Source organism: Streptosporangium sp. NPDC006007 (genome assembly GCF_040614315.1).
In the GTDB taxonomy this organism is placed as follows: Bacteria; Actinomycetota; Actinomycetes; order Streptosporangiales; family Streptosporangiaceae; genus Streptosporangium.
Map to the genome: position 1 here is coordinate 40,794 of NZ_JBEXUG010000021.1, position 17,169 is coordinate 57,962.

At 71.5% G+C, this 17,169-nt stretch carries 17 protein-coding genes and 1 pseudogene; 3 read left to right on the forward strand and 15 right to left on the reverse strand.

Annotation, left to right across the window (positions count from 1 at the left end):
* Positions 1-283: 283 nt before the first annotated feature.
* The 12 genes and pseudogenes from rpsO to rimP form a co-directional block, all read right to left on the reverse strand.
* The gene (gene rpsO, locus ABZ194_RS18005; protein ID WP_089207893.1) at positions 284-553 is read right to left on the reverse strand and encodes a 30S ribosomal protein S15; all 270 of its coding nucleotides are present in this window, start codon (positions 551-553) and stop codon (positions 284-286) included.
* A gap of 227 nt (positions 554-780) precedes the next feature.
* Positions 781-1,734 carry a bifunctional riboflavin kinase/FAD synthetase gene (locus ABZ194_RS18010; RefSeq protein WP_355597519.1) on the reverse strand — a complete coding sequence of 318 codons (954 nt, stop codon included), beginning with the start codon at positions 1,732-1,734 and terminating at the stop codon, positions 781-783.
* Between the two features lie 32 nt (positions 1,735-1,766).
* Entirely contained in the window at positions 1,767-2,252 is a 486-nt protein-coding gene (locus tag ABZ194_RS18015; protein ID WP_355597521.1) for an oligopeptide/dipeptide ABC transporter ATP-binding protein, read from the reverse strand.
* Positions 2,253-2,331: 79 nt separating this feature from the next.
* Positions 2,332-2,700 (reverse strand): annotated as a pseudogene (locus ABZ194_RS18020) (ATP-binding cassette domain-containing protein); the annotation flags it as partial.
* Positions 2,701-2,832: 132 nt separating this feature from the next.
* The gene (gene truB / locus ABZ194_RS18025; RefSeq protein ID WP_355597523.1) at positions 2,833-3,732 is read right to left on the reverse strand and encodes a tRNA pseudouridine(55) synthase TruB; all 900 of its coding nucleotides are present in this window, start codon (positions 3,730-3,732) and stop codon (positions 2,833-2,835) included.
* Positions 3,733-3,795: 63 nt separating this feature from the next.
* Entirely contained in the window at positions 3,796-4,794 is a 999-nt protein-coding gene (locus ABZ194_RS18030) for a DHH family phosphoesterase (protein WP_355597525.1), read from the reverse strand.
* Positions 4,791-5,285: a 30S ribosome-binding factor RbfA gene (rbfA, locus tag ABZ194_RS18035; protein WP_355597527.1), complete on the reverse strand. Its 495-nt coding sequence runs from the start codon at positions 5,283-5,285 to the stop codon at positions 4,791-4,793. The genes ABZ194_RS18030 and rbfA overlap by 4 nt, the downstream gene beginning before the upstream one ends.
* A 71-nt stretch (positions 5,286-5,356) precedes the next feature.
* A complete protein-coding gene (locus ABZ194_RS18040; protein WP_355597529.1) occupies positions 5,357-5,656 on the reverse strand; it encodes a DUF503 domain-containing protein in 300 nt (99 codons plus the stop codon).
* A gap of 126 nt (positions 5,657-5,782) precedes the next feature.
* Entirely contained in the window at positions 5,783-8,947 is a 3,165-nt protein-coding gene (gene infB, locus ABZ194_RS18045; protein ID WP_355597531.1) for a translation initiation factor IF-2, read from the reverse strand.
* A gap of 142 nt (positions 8,948-9,089) precedes the next feature.
* Positions 9,090-9,410 (reverse strand): DUF448 domain-containing protein, encoded by a 321-nt coding sequence (locus ABZ194_RS18050; protein ID WP_355597533.1) that lies wholly within the window; start codon positions 9,408-9,410, stop codon positions 9,090-9,092.
* Complete coding sequence (gene nusA / locus ABZ194_RS18055; RefSeq protein ID WP_355597621.1) at positions 9,376-10,371, reverse strand: transcription termination factor NusA; 996 nt, start codon at positions 10,369-10,371, stop codon at positions 9,376-9,378. Before nusA ends, ABZ194_RS18050 begins: the two co-directional genes overlap by 35 nt.
* A 30-nt stretch (positions 10,372-10,401) precedes the next feature.
* Positions 10,402-10,902, reverse strand: a complete 501-nt coding sequence (gene rimP, locus ABZ194_RS18060) for a ribosome maturation factor RimP (RefSeq protein ID WP_355597535.1) — start codon at positions 10,900-10,902, stop codon at positions 10,402-10,404.
* Between the two features lie 191 nt (positions 10,903-11,093).
* Between rimP and ABZ194_RS18065 the strand changes: the two genes are divergently transcribed.
* Positions 11,094-11,588, forward strand: coding sequence for a hypothetical protein (locus tag ABZ194_RS18065; RefSeq protein WP_355597537.1), 495 nt, complete (start codon positions 11,094-11,096; stop codon positions 11,586-11,588).
* Positions 11,585-12,130: a ferritin-like domain-containing protein gene (locus tag ABZ194_RS18070; protein ID WP_355597539.1), complete on the forward strand. Its 546-nt coding sequence runs from the start codon at positions 11,585-11,587 to the stop codon at positions 12,128-12,130. Before ABZ194_RS18065 ends, ABZ194_RS18070 begins: the two co-directional genes overlap by 4 nt.
* Before the next feature lie 43 nt (positions 12,131-12,173).
* Here the strand turns inward: ABZ194_RS18070 and ABZ194_RS18075 are convergent, their stop codons facing one another.
* Positions 12,174-13,916 carry a proline--tRNA ligase gene (locus ABZ194_RS18075; RefSeq protein ID WP_355597541.1) on the reverse strand — a complete coding sequence of 581 codons (1,743 nt, stop codon included), beginning with the start codon at positions 13,914-13,916 and terminating at the stop codon, positions 12,174-12,176.
* 120 nt (positions 13,917-14,036) lie between these two features.
* Complete coding sequence (locus ABZ194_RS18080; RefSeq protein ID WP_355597543.1) at positions 14,037-14,669, reverse strand: hypothetical protein; 633 nt, start codon at positions 14,667-14,669, stop codon at positions 14,037-14,039.
* Between the two features lie 310 nt (positions 14,670-14,979).
* Here ABZ194_RS18080 and ABZ194_RS18085 point away from each other — a divergent pair, with 310 nt between their 5' ends.
* Complete coding sequence (locus tag ABZ194_RS18085; RefSeq protein WP_355597545.1) at positions 14,980-16,278, forward strand: FAD/NAD(P)-binding protein; 1,299 nt, start codon at positions 14,980-14,982, stop codon at positions 16,276-16,278.
* 183 nt (positions 16,279-16,461) lie between these two features.
* Here the strand turns inward: ABZ194_RS18085 and ABZ194_RS18090 are convergent, their stop codons facing one another.
* Entirely contained in the window at positions 16,462-17,136 is a 675-nt protein-coding gene (locus tag ABZ194_RS18090; RefSeq protein WP_355597547.1) for a copper homeostasis protein CutC, read from the reverse strand.
* Positions 17,137-17,169 lie beyond the last annotated feature (33 nt).

Below are 17,169 nucleotides of genomic sequence, written 5' to 3' on the forward strand. Positions count from 1 at the left end.
AGGCGCGCGTGATGCGCCTGAGTCGTCTTCTTGCCGGCTCCCCGTAGGTGCAGCGCCGGTCTTCGATCGAAGCGCCCGGTTCCGTATGGCTCACACCATGATGACCGGGGGCCACTACCGAGGACCGGCCCTCCGACGCCGTGGGGCGCGCTTGCTGTGCGGACGCGGGGCACTATCTCGGCTATTCAGTTTTGCTCACCGGGGCGGTGTCTTGACGGCGCGACGCGCCGACACCTGCCCATATGAGATGGGGGAGCGGCGTGAACGCCGCTCCCCCACAACGTTATCGGCGCAGACCGAGCCGCTCGATCAGCGAACGGTAGCGCGCGATGTCCTTGCTCTGCAGGTACTTGAGCAGCCGGCGGCGGCGGCCGACCAGCAGCAGCAGACCACGACGGCTGTGGTGGTCGTGCTTGTGCAGCTTCAGGTGCTCGGTGAGCTCGCTGATGCGCTTGCTCAGCAGCGCGATCTGCACCTCGGGGGAACCGGTGTCGGTCTCACCCTTGGCGTACTCACCGATGATCTGCTTCTTGGCGGCGGTGTCGAGCGACACGTTTCTCCTTGAACCTCTACGGGCACGCGCGATTTTCAGATGCCCGAGCGACCGTGCGTGCCTACAGTCGCCGTGGCGAGATCAGCGCCGGGGTTTCGACACCACCGGTCACAGAGCTGACACGCCAGATTACCACCAGGTCTCGGACTCTCGCACATTCGCGGGCAGCGCCCCGGCCGCACGGCCACGCGCGCCGGCCGTCCGGCCGAGACGCGCCGGAGCCGAGGTCAGGAGGTGAGGCGGCGGGCCTCGTCCACATCGGCGCGCATCTGCTCGATGAGCTCCTCGATCGAGTCGAACCTGAGGTTGGCGCGGAGCCGGGTCCCGAAGTCGACGGCCATGTGGGCGCCGTAGAGGTCCAGGTCGTCACGGTCGAGCGCGTACGCCTCGACGGTGCGGGGCACCCCCTCGAAGGTGGGGTTGGTGCCCACCGAGATCGCGGCGGGCCAGCGCTCGCCGCCGTAGACGGCGGGCAGGTTGCCGGTCGTGACGCCCTGCAGCCAACCGGCGTAGACGCCGTCGGCCGGGATCGCGGTGAAGTCCGGCGACTCCACGTTGGCCGTAGGGAAGCCGAGTCGCCGGCCGCGCTGGTAGCCGCGGACGACCACGCCCTCGACCCGGTGCGGGCGGCCGAGGGCCAGTGCCACGGCGTCCATGTCCCCCGCGGCGAGGCGGTCGCGGATGAGGGTGGAGGAGATGGCCTCCCCGTTGCTGACCAGCGGGACCGCCTCAGCCACGAAGTCGTACTTCTCCCCGAGGGTCTGCAGCGTCTCGACGTCGCCCGCCGCCTTGTGGCCGAAGCGGAAGTTCTCCCCCACGACGACCCCCGCCGCGTGCAACCGGTCCACCAGCACGGTCTGCACGAACTCGTCCGGGGTCATCCGGGAGAACTCCAGCGTGAACGGCAGCACGCAGACCGCGTCCACGCCGAGCCCGGCGAGCAGCTCGGTGCGGTGCCTGGCCGTGGTCAGCCGGAGCGGATGCGTGCCCGGCCGCACGACCTCCTCGGGATGCGGGTCGAAGGTCACCACCACCGAGGGAAGCCCGAGCCCGGCGGCCATCGCGACGGCGCGGGCGACCATCTGCTGGTGACCTCGGTGAACCCCGTCGAAGACGCCGATCGTGATGACGGACCTGCCCCAGTCTTCGGGCACGTCGTCCAATCCGTGCCAGCCTCGCACCGTAGCCTCTTCCCCTTGTAGCGGATCGACCCCTAAAGCCTGCCATGCTGACCGGCCCCGACTCCAATCGGGGAGGTCAGCGGGAAGTGACAGGCCACCTGACGTCCGCCGGCGTGGTTCAGCGGCGGACGCTCGGTACGGCAGCGCGCCTGGGCGGCCGGGCAGCGGGGGTGGAAGGAGCAGCCGGTGGGCCGGTCGATCGGGCTGGGCACGTCACCGGTCAGCACGACGCGCTCGCGGCGCGGCGCCCCGGACCCGTCGTCGATCTCCGGGACCGCCGAGAGCAGGGCGTGGGTGTAGGGATGGGCGGGGGCGGCGTACAGCGCCTCGGCCTCGGCCACCTCGACGATCTCCCCGAGGTACATCACCGCGATCCGGTCCGACACGTGCCGCACCACGCCCAGGTCGTGCGCGATGAAGACGTAGGTGAGCCCCAGCTCCTCCTGCAGGTCGGCGAAGAGGTTGAGCACCTGCGCCTGCACCGACACGTCCAGCGCGGAGACCGGCTCGTCGGCCACCACCAGCCTGGGCGACAGGGCGCTGGCGCTGGCCGCCGGAGAACTCGTGCGGGTAGGAGTCCACCCGCTTGCCGGGGGCGGGGATGCCGACCTCGTCCAGCAGCCTGACCGCGCGGTCGCGGGCCGCCCTCCTGGAGACCTTCTCGTGGGCGCGGATCTGCTCGGCGATCTCCCGGCCCCTGATCGCCCGCATCCCGCGGTCCCTCAACGCCAGCAGATCCCGTCCGCGAAAGATGACATTTCCAGAAATTTCAGCGTTTGGGGTGCGGATCAGGCGGAGTACACCGAGCATCGACACGCTCTTCCCCGAACCGGACTCCCCCACCACGCCCAGCACCTCGCCGGGCCGTACCGAGAAGGACAGGCCGTCGACGGCGGTGAACCGGCCCCCGCCGGTGCGGAAGCGGACCCGGAGATCGGTGACTTCGAGAAGCGGGTGGTCAGGCACGGCGCACCCTCGGGTCGAGCCGGGCGTACAGGACGTCCACCACGGCGTTGGCCAGCACGACGAAGAAGGCCGCGTACAGGACCGAACCCATGACGAACCATAAAGCATCGTCCCGTCGCGCCCCCCACCGGGTCAGGAAACGAACACCGCCAGCGACTTGGCGACCTTGCCGTCCTCCTCGACCAGCGCGAGCAGCGTGCCGTCCGGGCCGAACACCCCGATCGGCCCCCGCCCCAGGCCCAGCGACGGCAGCCGGCCGCCGTGCGCGACGACGCCCGCCTCCTCGGCGGTCACATCACGGCGCGGGAAGGCCGCGGCGACCGCCTCGGCCATCGGCAGGATGACGCAGTCGGCGGAGAGCCGCTCGACGGTGCGGGCCATCGACAGGTCGTAGGGGCCCACCCGGGTGCGCCGCAGCGCGGTCAGATGACCGCCGACGCCCAGGGCCGCGCCCAGGTCCCGGGCGAGCGCCCGGATGTAGGTGCCGCTGGAGCAGGTCACCGAGACGTCCACGTCGATCACCTCGCCGGCGCGGCGGACGCCGGTGACCTCGAAGCGCGACACGGTCACCGGACGCGCCTGGAGCTCGACCTCCTCCCCGGCCCTGGCCCGCTTGTAGGCACGCTCACCGTTGACCTTGATGGCGCTGACCTGCGGCGGGATCTGCATGATCCGGCCGGTCAGGGCGGCGACACCCCGCCTGACCTCCTCCTCACCGACCCCGGCCGCCGAGGCCGACCCGATGACCTCGCCCTCGGCGTCGTCGGTGCTGGTCGACTGGCCGAGCCGGATCGTGCCGTCGTAGCCCTTCTCGGTGAGCGCGAGATGGCCCAGCAGCCTGGTCGCCTTCTCCACACCGACCACCAGCACACCGGTGGCCATCGGGTCGAGCGTGCCGGCGTGGCCGACCCTGCGGGTGCCCGCGACGCCCCGCAGCTTGCCGACGACGTCGTGCGAGGTCCACCCGGCGGGCTTGTCCACGATGATCAACCCGCTCGGCGGCGGGGTGCGCTGGGCGCGAGCCGTACTCATTGGTCGGAGAGGTCCTTGTCGCGAAGGGCTGGGGAAAGTGGGCTCCCGGCAGAGCCGGGAGGGCTACAGGAGGGCGCGCAGACGCGCCATCGTCTCCTCGACGGGCAGGTGGGAGGTGAAGCCCGCGGCCTTGGCGTGACCGCCCCCGCCCAGCTCGGCGCAGACACGCGCGACGTTCACCGCTCCCTTGGAGCGGGTGGAGACCTGCCAGGCCCCGTCGTCGTCCTCCTTGAGGATCACTGCCACGTCCGCCTCGTCGGTGCGGCGGATGACGTCGATCATCCCCTCCACCTCGTCGTACGGCAGGCCGTACCCGGCCCGGTCGGCCCGGGTGACGAACGTCCAGACCAGCCCGGGGCCGGTCTCGGGCTCCAGCGTCACCCTGTCCAGGACGGCGCCGAGCACCCGGAGGTAGGCGAAGGGAGAGCGATCCCACAGCTCCCGGGCGATCTGTTCGGGGTTGAGCCCGGTGTCCAGCATGCGGGCGGCCATCAGGTGCGCCTGCGGGGTGGTCGAGGAGTGCCGGAACGAACCGGTGTCGGTGACCAGCCCGGCGTACAGGCAGATCGCCACATCCCTGTCGATCGGCAGGCCGAGCCGCCGGATCAGCTCCTCGGCCAGGACCGCGGTGGCCGCGGCGCCCGGGTCGACCAGGTTGAGCGTGCCGAACCCGGTGTTGGACGCGTGGTGGTCCAGCACGATCAGCTCGCGTGCCTTGCCCGCGTTGGCGGCCAGCGTGCCGAGCCGGTCGATGAGGGGAACGTCGAAAGTGATCATCAACTCGGGCGTCGGCGGGTAGTCGCCCGGCTCGGCCAGCAGATCCTGCCCCGGCAGGAACCGCAGCAGCCTGGGCACCCGGAACCGCCGCTCCCCGAAGGAGGCCGTGACCCGCCTGCCCGCCGCGCGCAACGCCATCCCGACGGCCAGCATCGAGCCGAGCGCGTCCGCGTCCGGCGAGATGTGGCAGGCCAGCGCGATCTCCCCGGCGGACGAGACCAGCCCGACGGCCCGGTCCCAGTCACCGCCGGGCACCGGACCGCCGTCACGCAGGTCGGACGTCACTTCGCGGGGTGTCCCGCCCGCTCCGACGACTCCGACGGCTCCGGCAGCTCATCGTCGCCGTCCTCGGCCCCGTCCTCGTCCGGCTTGCGGTAGGGGTCCGCGTCGCCGGCGTGCTTGGCGTTCTCGGCCCGCCTGGCGATCTCGGCGTCCCTCGCCTTGGCCTCGGCGAGCAGGCCGTCCAGATGGCGGGCGGTGTCGGGGAGCGGGTCGTGGGTGAACGTCAGCGTCGGCGTGTGGCGCAGACCCGTCTGACGGCCCACCTCCGAGCGGATGAGCCCCTTGGCGCTCTCCAGCGCCGCGGCGGAGTCGGCCCGCTCGGCCTCCGAGCCGAACACGGTGTAGAACACCGTGGCGTCGCTGAGGTCGTTGGTGATCCGTGTGTCGGTCACCGTCACGAAGCCCAGCCTCGGGTCCTTGATCCGCCGCTCCAGCATCTCCGCCACGATCTGGCGGATCCGGTCGGCGATCTTACGTGCGCGTGCGGCGTCCATATTCGCTCCCCCCTTCTCACAGTAACGACCGGACGCGAGCAGGGTTGTTTCGCGGCCGGTCGTATCTGTAGCTAGTCCTCGTTCTCGTTGTGGAGCCGGTGCCTGGCGGACAGCAGCTCGATCTCCGGGTGGAAGGCGATCAGACGCTCGCAGTCGTCCAGCACCGCGCCGCAGTTCGCGGCTGAGGCGGAGACGACGGCGATCCCGATCTCGGTACGGCGATGCAGATCCAGATGGCCGGTCTCGGCGACGGCCACACCCGGAAACCGTCGTTGCACCTCGGCGATGAGGGGACGCACCACAGAGCGTTTCTGCTTCAGCGAGCGAACGTCGCCGAGCAGGATGTCCAGTGTCAGAGCACCTACATACATGTTGAGTCATTCGCCACGGACGTCGCCGCGCGCCGGCGGCGCGGGGGCCGCCCGCCGGCCGAGGGCCCCGCCCACAGGGTGGACGGGACCGACGACCGGCGGGCGATCCCCGGCCGGACCGGAGCATCAGGCGCGCGGCTTCTCCCGCATCTCGAACGTCTCGATGACGTCGTCGATCTTGATGTCGCTGTAGCCGACACCGATACCGCACTCGTAGCCCTCACGGACCTCGGTGGCGTCCTCCTTGAAGCGGCGGAGCGACGACACGGTGAGGTTGTCGGAGATGACGACCCCGCCGCGGATGATCCGCGCCTTGCTGTTCCGGACGATCGTGCCCGAGCGGACCAGCGCACCGGCGATGTTGCCGATCTTCGGCACCTTGAAGACCTCGCGGACTTCGGCGGTGCCCATCTGGACCTCTTCGAACTCCGGCTTGAGCATGCCCTTGAGGGCCGCCTCGATCTCCTCGATCGCCTGGTAGATGACCGAGTAGTAGCGGATGTCGACGCCCTCGCGCTCGGCCAGGTCGCGCGCCCGGACCTCGGGGCGCACGTTGAAGCCGATGATGACGGCGTTGTCGTCCGCGACAGCCAGGTTGACGTCGTACTCGGTGATCGCACCGACGGCGCGGTGGAGCACCCGCAGGCGCACCTCCTCGCCAACGTCGATCTTGAGCAGCGCGTCCTCAAGGGCCTCGACCGAACCGGAGACGTCACCCTTGATGATGAGCTTGAGCTCGTCGACCTGGCCCTTCTCCATCTCACTGAAGAGCTCTTCGAGGGTGCGGCGGCGGCCGGACCTGGCCATGTCCGCGATGCGCTTGCGCGCCGCGCGCTGCTGGGCGATCTGGCGCGCCATCCGGTCGTCGGTGACGACGATGAAGTTGTCACCGGCACCCGGAACCGCGGTCAGACCGAGCACCTGCACCGGACGGGACGGGTCGGCCTCGTCGATCGACTTGCTGGTGTCGTCCAGCATCGCCCGGACGCGGCCGAAGGCCTCGCCACAGACGATCGAGTCGCCGACCCGGAGCGTGCCGCGCTGAACCAGCACGGTCGCGACCGGACCCCGGCCCTTGTCGAGGTGCGCCTCGATGGCGACGCCCTGGGCGTCCATCGTGGCGTTGGCCCGCAGGTCGAGCTCGGCGTCCGCGGTGAGCAGGATGGCCTCAAGGAGGCTCTCGATGCCGATCCCGTTCTTGGCGGAGATGTCGACGAACATCGTGGTGCCGCCGTACTCCTCGGCGACCAGGCCGTACTCGGTGAGCTGGGCACGGACCTTGCTCGGGTCGGCGCCCTCCTTGTCGACCTTGTTGACCGCGACCACGATCGGCACGTCGGCCGCCTGGGCGTGGTTGAGCGCCTCGATGGTCTGCGGCTTCACACCGTCGTCGGCCGCGACCACCAGGACGGCGATGTCGGTGACCTTGGCACCACGGGCACGCATGGCGGTGAACGCCTCGTGACCCGGGGTGTCGATGAAGGTGATCCTCCGGTCCTCACCCTCGTGCACGGTGGAGATCTGGTAGGCACCGATGTGCTGGGTGATGCCGCCGGCCTCGCGAGCCACCTCGTTGGTGTGCCGGATGGCGTCGAGCAGCTTGGTCTTACCGTGGTCGACGTGACCCATGACGGTCACCACCGGCGGACGCGCGACCAGGTCACCCTCGTCGCCCTCGTCCTCGCCGAACTCGATGTCGAAGGACTCAAGAAGCTCGCGGTCCTCCTCCTCCGGGCTGACCACGAGCAGGTTGTAGTCCAGCTCGGCGGCGAGCAGCTGCAGCGTCTCCTCGTTGACCGACTGGGTGGCGGTCACCATCTCGCCGAGGTGCAGCATGATCTGCACCAGGGACGCCGGGTTCGCGCCGATCTTGTCGGCGAAGTCCGCCAGCGAGGCGCCGCGCGACAGGCGGATCGTCTGACCGCCGCCGCGCGGAGCCTGCACGCCACCGATCGCCGGGGCCTGCATGTTGTCGAACTCTTGACGCCGCTGACGCTTGGACTTGCGGCCACGTGTCGGGCGTCCGCCCGGACGGCCGAAGGCGCCGGCCGTACCGCCACCGCGGCCACGGCCACCACCGCCGGGACGGCCGGCGAAACCGCCGCCGCCACCACCGGGGCCACCGGTTCCGGTGCCCGGACGGCCCGCGCCGCCACCACCACCGGGACGACCGGCGAAACCGCCGCCGCCACCGGGACGGCCACCGCCGCCGCCGGGACGGCCCGCGCCGCCGCCACCGCCGGGACGGCCCGCGCCGCCACCGCCGCCGGGACGACCGGCACCGCCGCCGCCACCGGGACCGGCGGGCCGGCCCTGGGGCATCATCATCGGGCTGGGACGGGGACCGCCGGGACGCGGACCACCCGCACCGGCGCCACCGCCCGGACGCGGACCACCCGCACCGGGGCCCGGACGCGGGCCCGCGGATCCGGGCGGACCCGAACGGGCCGCGGGCGGCCGGGGACCGGCACCGTCGCGCTGCCCCTGCTCGCGGGGACCGCGGTCCTCACGGGGACCACCGGGACGCGGACCCCGGTCACCGGGGGCCCCGTCACGACCGCCGGGACGCGGCGGACGGGCCTGGCCCATGCCGCTGGCGTTCGACGAGAACGGGTTGTTGCCGGGACGCGGACCCCGGGGACCGGGACGCGGACCGGGCTTGGGCCCGGCGCCGGACGCGCCCGCGCCGGGGCGGGAACCGCCCGTGGGGGCTCCGCCGCCGGAACCGCCGCCCGAGGGACGGCCCTCCGGACGCGCGGCCTCGGGACGGGACGCCGGTCCCGGACGCGGGGCCGGTCGCGGGCCCGGCTTGGGGCCGGACGCCGCGGGACGCGGAGCCTCGAAACGCGGCGGCTGGACCGGTGAGGGCTGCTGCTGCGCCTGCGGGGGCTGTGCCTGCTGCTGAGGCTGCGCCTGCTGGGGTTGGGGAACCGCCGGCGGGACCTGCGGCGCGGGGGCCGCGGGACGCGCCGCCGGACCGGGCCTGGGCCCCGGCCTTGGGGCCGGTCCCGGCTTGGGAACCGATGACGGTGCCGCGGGGGCACCGTTTCCGGCCTGGCCACCGGCCGGCCGGGGGGCCGCCTGCGGCGGCTTGGGCGTCCTGTTGCCGCCCCTGTCGGACGAGCCCCTGGAGGGGCCGCCCAGAGCTTCCGTGAGCCTGCGGACTACCGGTGCTTCGATAGTCGAGGACGCCGAACGCACGAACTCGCCCATCTCCTGGAGCTTGGCCATGACGACCTTGCTCTCCACACCGAACTCCTTGGCGAGCTCGTATACCCGGACCTTCGCCACTGCACTCCCTTACTCGGCCCGGGAGGCTGTGCCGCCGGACCGTCGTTACGTAGACGTACTCATCGCCGCATGCTCATCAGGCGCTCATAGCTATCTGACCAGCCCATCAACTCGGCGTCCTACATGACAGTCGGTAACCATTTCACCCGATCCTTTCGGCATGAAGCTCTTCCAGGTGTGCTCGCACTCGCGACAGATCAAGCGGAACCGCGACGCGAAACGCGCGCGGAAACGCTCGACGACGCTCTGCGAGTTCGAGACAACCCAGGGAGGGATGCAGTGAAGCACCACGTCCCTGGAGCCGTCGTCGCAGGTCGGGGACTATAACGCCCTCGACCTGAACCAGGCGGAGCAGCTCGGAGGAAACCGTGCGAACCCGGCAGCCCACACATGTTCTCAGTGGGGCGGCCTGGCCACCGTATTCCAGCTTACCTTGTGGACGCATCCGCGGAACCGGCCGCATCCCCCGCCGGTGTATCGGGACGGATGTCGATACGCCAGCCGGTAAGGCGATTCGCCAGCCGGGCGTTCTGCCCTTCCTTACCGATCGCCAGCGAAAGCTGGTAGTCGGGCACGGTCACACGGGCCGCGCGGCCGTCGGCGTCGATCACCTCGACATGGGAAACACGGGCGGGAGAGAGGGCATTCCCCACGAACTCCGCCGGGTCCTCCGACCAGTCGATGATGTCGATCTTCTCGCCGTGCAGCTCGGCCATGACGTTCCGCACCCGCGAACCCATCGGGCCGATACAGGCGCCCTTGGCGTTCACTCCCTGCCGCCGCGAACGCACCGCGATCTTGGTCCGGTGCCCGGCCTCCCGGGCGATGGCGGCGATCTCGACCGTACCGTCGGCGATCTCCGGCACCTCCAGGGCGAAGAGCTTCTTCACCAGGCCGGGGTGGGTCCGCGACAGCGTCACCGACGGCCCCTTGTGGCCCTTCTTGACCTGGACCACGTAGCAGCGGATGCGCTCGCCGTGGATGTACTCCTCGCCGGGCACCTGCTCGTTGTGCGGCAGGACCGCCTCGATCTTGCCGAGATCCACCAGGACGACCCGGGGGTCCTTGCCCTGCTGGATGACCCCGGCCACGAGCTCGCCCTCACGGCTGGCGAACTCACCAAAGTTGATCTCGTCCTCGGCGTCCCTGAGCTGCTGCAGGATGACCTGCTTGGCGGTGGTCGCCGCGATGCGGCTGAAGTTGCCCGGGGTGTCGTCGAACTCCCTGAGCACCTCCCCGCTCTCGTCGTCGAGCTCGGCAGCAAAGATCGTCACATGCCCGGATTGCCGGTCGAGTTCGGCGCGCGCCTTGGCCGCCGCCCCCTCGCTCCGGAAGTAAGCGATCAGCAGCGCGTCCTCGATCGCCTTGACGACCAGGTCGAAGGAGATGTCCTTCTCCCGCTCCAGGCTGCGCAGGACGCTCATGTCGATGTCCACGAAGCTCCCCCCTTAGCCTTAGCCTTCGTCGCCGTCTTCGCCGTCGTCTTCGGCGTCGTCCAACCGGCGGAATTCCACCTGCACCCGGCCTCGGGCCAGGTCTTGATACTCGATGCGGCGCGACGCGCCGGCGATGTCCAGCTCCACGCCGCCCTCATCGGCGGCGACGATCCGGCCCTCCAGGGAGGTGCCGTCCCGTAGGTCGGCCTTGACCAGCCTCCGGACCGCCCGGCGCCAGTGACGTGGCTCGGTGAGCGGGCGGTCGACCCCCGGAGAGGAGACCTCCAGCACGTAAGGGGTGGCCCCCATCGCGTCACCGGCGTCCAGCGCGGCGGAGACCGCGAGACTGACCTCGGCCACGTCGTCCAAGCTCACCCCGCCGTCACGGTCGACGACGACACGCAGCAACCGCCGCCTGCCCGCCGGTGTGACCGTGACGTCCTCCAAGTCGAGCCCTTCGGCCCCCACGACAGGTTCCAGAAGCTTCATCAGGCGGTCGCGGGATGTGGCGCTGCCCATGCCGACCTCCCATTGTCACGATCTCATGCCGGGCGGACCTCGCCCTTGCGGTTCACCAGCCTATCCACACCGGGACGTGGAAAGAGCGCCACTCGGCACGGCGATGCCGCCCGAGAAGCGAGGTGATCGCCATTCCAAGCCCGTACGATGCTAGATGCGTCAACAGCTCCACCCATAACCGGAGGTCGTCCGTGCGTTCCGTCTCCCGGCGTGCCCTGCTGCGGGGCGGCGCTCTCGGGGTGGCCGCCGTGACCGTGACCGCGTGCGCCACCAGGAGGCCGGAGCATCTCGCGGCCGAGCCCCCCGACCCGGAGACGGTGCTGATCAAGCAGTTGATCGCGGCCAAGGAGCGGACCGTCGCGCTCTACTCCTCGGCGGCCTCCGTCAAGCTGGCGCCCTTCAGGGAACGGCACGAGGCCCATCTCGCCGAGCTCCGCCGCCGGCTGCCCCCCGACGCCACACCTGCCGGACCGGCCTCGCCGTCACAGTCGTCACCGTCCCCGGCGCCGGACGCCCAGGACCCTGGCCGGAAGGTGTCGCTGCGGACCCTGCGCGAGCTGGAACGCAGGACGGCCGCACTGCGCGCGCGACAGCTCGACGGGGTCTCCCCCTCGCTGGCCCAGCTGATCGCCTCCATCGGCGCCTGCGAGGCCGCGCACGCCCTCGCCCTGTCGAGGCCGCTGTGACGGCCGCCCGGGGGCCCGGCGCCCCGCGGGCGACCGCCCTCGGTCCCGGCCCGGCCCGGACGGCCGCCCGGGGGCCCGGCGCGCCGACGACCGATCAGGGTCTCGGTACGGCCCTGGCCGCCGAGCACGCGGCCGTCTACGCCTACGGGGTCATCGGCGCCAGGACCACGGGCGGCCTCCGCGTCACCGCGACGGCCGCCTTCAACGCCCACCGGGCCCGCCGGGACCAGCTCCGCACGCTCATCACCGCGCGCGGCGGCACCCCCGCCGAGCCGAGCCCGACCTACGGCCTCCCGGTCATCCCGTCCACCCCCGACGAGGCCGTGGAGCTGGCCGTGCTGGTCGAGCGAGGGGTGACGGCCGCCTACCTTGAGCTGACCGCCTCATCGGACGCGGCCGTCCGGCGGATGGCCGCGCTGGCCATGCAGGAGTGCGTCACCCGCTCGTACGGCCTGCGCCCGGAGATCGAGCCCTTCCCCGGCATGCCCCCGGCCCCCACACCCGCGACGTCCACGGCCCCCTCCCCGCCTCCGGTGTCGTGACCGGAACCCCGCCGGCGGGCGGGGCGGATCGGGGGCGGGCGGGTCAGCCCCGGCAGGCCGCCAGGACCCGGTCGGCGGCCTCGGCGACGGGGATCTCCTCCTTGACCCCGGTGACGCGGTCGCGCAGTTCGGCGACCCCCTGGGCGAGACCCCGGCCGATGATCAGGATCGTCGGCATGCCGAGCAGCTCGGCGTCCTTGAACTTCACGCCGGGGGAGACCCCGGCGCGGTCGTCCACCAGCACGCGCAGGCCGCGGGCCTGAAGGTCCTCGGCGATCCGGACGGCGACCCCGATCTGGTCGTCCTTGCCGGTGCCCACGATGTGGACGTCCGCGGGGGCGACCTCGCGGGGCCAGACCAGGCCCAGCTCGTCGTGCCTCTGCTCGGCGAGCACGGCCACCGCCCGGGAGACGCCGACGCCGTAGGAGCCCATGGTGACGCGGATCGGCTTGCCCTCGGGGCCGAGCGCGTCGAGCTTCGCGGCGTCGGCGTACTTGCGGCCGAGCTGGAAGATGTGGCCGATCTCGATGCCCCGGTCGATGGACAGGCCCGAGCCGCAGACCGGGCAGGCGTCACCGGCCCGGACCTCGGCGGCCTCGATCGTGCCGTCGGCGACGAAGTCGCGGCCGGCGACCACGCCCACGGCGTGCCTGCCGGGCTCGTTGGCACCGGTCACCCAGGCGGTCCCGTCGACCACGCGGGGGTCGACGAGGTAGCGGATGCCAAGGTCCTTGAGCATCTGCGGGCCGATGTAGCCGCGGACCAGGCCGGGATGCCTGGCGAAGTCCTCTGCCTCGAAGATGAGGGGCTCGCCGGGGGCCAGGGCGGCCTCCAGCCGCTTGAAGTCCACCTCGCGGTCGCCTGGCACGCCGATGACCAGCGTCTCGGTCTTGGCGGCACCGGGGGTGACGACCTTGACCACGATGTTCTTGAGCGTATCGGCCGCGGTGATGTCCAGGCCGTGGTGCTCGTTGACGTGGCCGACCAGCGACTCGATCGTCGCGGTGCCGGGGGTGTCGAGCACTCGCGGGGCGGGCCGTTCCCCGGTGACCGCGGCGGGCGCCGGGGTGGTGACGGCCTCGGCGTTGGCGGCGTAGCCGCAGCGGTGGCAGGCCACGAAGGTGTCCTCGCCGGTGGCGGCCGGGGCGAGGAACTCCTCGGAGGCCGAGCCGCCCATCGCGCCCGACGTGGCGAAACAGATCTTGTAGGCGATGCCGAGGCGGTCGAAGATCCTGATGTAGGTCTCGCGGTGCCGCTCGTAGGAGCGCTTGAGACCGTCGTCGTCCAGGTCGAAGGAGTAGGAGTCCTTCATGACGAACTCACGGCCGCGCAGGATGCCGGCGCGGGGGCGGGCCTCGTCGCGGTACTTCGTCTGGATCTGGTAGAGGGTCACCGGGTAGTCCTTGTAGGAGGAGTACTCCCCCTTGACCATGTCGGTGAACATCTCCTCGTGGGTGGGGCCGAGCAGATAGTCGGCGCCCTTGCGGTCCTTGAGACGGAAGAGCGTGTCGCCGTACTCCGTCCAGCGGCCGGTGGCCTCGTAGTACTCGCGGGGCAGCAGGGCGGGGAAGAGCACCTCCTGGCCGCCCATGCGGTTCATCTCCTCACGCACGACGCGCGCGACGTTCTCCAGAACCATCTTGCCGAGCGGCAGCCAGGAGTAGACGCCGGGTGCGACACGACGGACATAACCGGCGCGGACGAGCAGCTTGTGGCTCGGGACTTCCGCGTCTGCCGGGTCGTCCCTCAGCGTTCGAAGAAACAACGACGACATGCGCAGCAGCACGGCTACTCCTAGCTAGCAGGGATCGACAACCTACAGGCTATCGACTCGCGCAACCGGGTTGACTGCCGTCGGGGGCCGGGCGGGGGCCTGGCCGGGCACGGGTGTGGATCCGGGCGGCGCTCAGAGGCCCGCCGCGAACACGAACACGGTGCAGGCGACGATCAGCGCGACGAACGCGGAGCGGGCCAGTCCGCCCCGCCCGCGCAGCACGAGCAGCAGCCCCAGCGCGAGGGCGCCCACGACCAGGGTGTTCCACGGCCAGAACCCCGAGACGTACTCCAGGCCGCCGGGGGCGGTCTTGTCGAGGCCGTCGATCGCGACGGTCCCGGCCAGCGTGCCGGCCGCGACGTCGCCCCACATGTCGTCGCGGCCGGTGAAGTAGGCGAGAACTCCGAGGGAGGTGAGCGTGAGAAGCGCGAGGTTCATGATGGGGCCGTTGGTGCCGAGGATGAAGAAGCCGGCGTCCGGCCCGAACAGGGAGGCGACCAGCAGCGAGACAAACGGCCCGAGGGTCGCCAGGGCGCTCGCCAGCACCGCCCAGCCGAGGCCGGAGGCGGTGCGTCCCACCATGACCACGAGCAGGACGTAGGCGTAGGGCTCGTAGATCGAGTAGACCAGGCCGGGCCTGTGGGCGAGCAGCGCGCCGACGGCGCCGAGCACCATGCCCACGACGAGCGAGAGCACCATGTGCAGCATGATCGCCCGATTGTGCCGATCCCCCTCGGCGTAGTCGAGCGCGTAGTGGTGTTCCACCAAACCGATGATCCCCCGATCGTGCCGGCTTGTGGCCGTGAACCGTGCGGGCTTGTGGCCATGAGAAGCATATCTGACCTGCAATAACCCACAAAACGTGACAAAATTGACCCAACAAGCGATCGCTTGGCCTCATCGCTCGCACACCGGCGCACCCTCCCCGCGCCCCGCCTGCGCGCGAGGTCCGGAGAGAGTGCCGGAGCGTGAGTCATCTCGGTCACGTTCGGCCCCGTTCGCCGCGCCATCCTGGCCGGACGCATCCCCGGTGATACAGAATCATGTTCAGGACAGTCTGCGACTGGGAGGCGAAGTGTCACTGAAAGTCGCGATTGTCGGCTCGGGGCCCGCCGGTATCTACACGGCCGAGGCGCTGATGAAGCAGGCCCCCGGCGCCGTCGAGGTCGACGTGCTGGAGCGGCTGCCCACGCCCTACGGCCTCGTGCGCTACGGCGTGGCCCCCGACCACACCTCGATCAAGTCGATCGCGGGCTACCTGCGCCGGGTCCTTGAGCTGCCGGGCGTCCGCTTCCTGGGCGGCGTCGAGCTCGGCGGGCACGTCGGGGTGGCGGACCTCCTCGGCTGCTACGACGCCGTCGTCTACTGCACCGGCGCGATGGTGGACCGGCGGATGGGCATCCCCGGCGAGGACCTGCCGGGAAGCGTGGCGGCCACCGACTTCGTGAACTGGTACTGCGGCCACCCCGACGTGCCCGCCGACCGCTTCGTCCTCGACAGCCCGGAGGTGGCGGTGATCGGCGTGGGGAACGTGGCGGTGGACGTGGTGCGCGTCCTCGCCAAGACCGCCGGGGAACTGCGCGCCACGGACGTGCCCGAGGAGGTTTTGACCCGGCTGGCCGGCAGTCAGGTGAAGGCCATCCACATGATCGGCCGTAGGGGACCCGAACACGCCAAGTTCACCCTGAAGGAGCTGCGGGAGCTGGGCGGGCTGGCCAACGCGGACGTGTGCGTGCGGGCCGAGGAGTCGGCCGCCGACCTCACGGAGGCGTCACGGCAGATCCGGGGGAACGTCGAGGTCCTGCAGAGCTGGGCCGCCCGCAGGCCGGTGGGCCGCCCCCGGCGGCTGGACGTGCGGTTCTGGATGCGGCCGGTGGAGATCCTCGGCGAGGACCGGGTGGAGGCGCTCAGACTCGAACGGACCCGTCTGGCCGGGGGCCGGGTCGTGGGCACCGGCGAGTTCGAGACGCTCCCGGTCGGCATGGTGCTGCGCTCGGTCGGCTACCGGAGCGTTCCGCTGCCCGGCGTCCCGTTCTCCGAGTCCACCATGACCGTGCCGAACGAGGCCGGCCGGGTGCGCGACCGCGAATACGTGGCGGGCTGGCTCAAGCGCGGCCCCACCGGGGTGATCGGCACCAACAAGTCCGACGCCGCCGAGACGGTCCGCACCCTGCTGGCCGACCTCTCCGGCCGGGAGCCCGGCCACCACGCCGACCTGGAGGCGCTCCTCGCCTCGCGGGGCGTCTCCCCCGTCACCTACGAACAGTGGCTGTCCATCGAGGCCGCCGAGGCCGCCCTGGCCAGGACGCTGAACCGGGGCGAGCGCGTCAAGCTCGTCGGCCTCGCGGCGATGCTCGACGCGCTCAACCGGTGACCGCCCCGGGCACGGTCAAGGCGACGGCCGCGACGCCGCGCCACTCCTGGGCGACACCCGCGCCGCGCCCGGTGAGTGCGGGCGGGCGCCTCCCGGTCAGGACCGGCGGATCCCGTCGAGGACACCGTGGCCGGTCGGCCGGCGGGGCGGATCCACCGGAGGCGCTCACCTCCGTCATCACCGTCAGTCGATCAGGGCCCGCCACTCGCGGACCCGCCGGGGGTCGACCGGATCGGCCCACGACGCCCGTACCGCGCCGCCGATGTGGAAGGCCCGCACGCCGTACTCCAGCAGCGCCGGGACATGGCCCGGCCCAAGCCCTCCGCCCGCCAGGATCAACGGGCCGTCGCCGGCCTCGCACCTGGTCTTGAGCACCGCCAAACCGTCCGCCACGCCACCGGGAGCGCCCGAGGTGAGCACGGTGGCGAGGTTGGGCAGCAGCCGGATCGCGCGCCAGCCGGCCTGGATGTCGGCCGCGTGGTCGACCGCCCGGTGGAACGTCCAGGGCAGCGGGGCGACGGCGTGGATGAGCGCCTCGGTGGCCGCCAGGTCGACGGCCCCGGCCGAGTCGAGGAAACCGAAGACGAACCCCGCGGCGCCCGCCTCGGCCAGGGCCTTGACCTCACACCGGAGGCTCTCCAGTGAATCGGGCCGAGCCAGGAACGAGGGCTCGGCCCGCAACATCACCATCTGCGGCAGCGCGCATCTCTTGGAGATCGCCGCGACCGTCTCCGCCGCCGGGGTGAGCCCGCCGGACGCCATGTCGACGACGACTTCCAGGCGGTCGGCTCCGCCCTCTTCGGCCGCGACGGCGTCACGCGCGTTGAGCGCGATCACCTCAAGCAAGGATCCGGTCATGGGGTGAGGCTATCGGATGACTTTGTCCTGGGA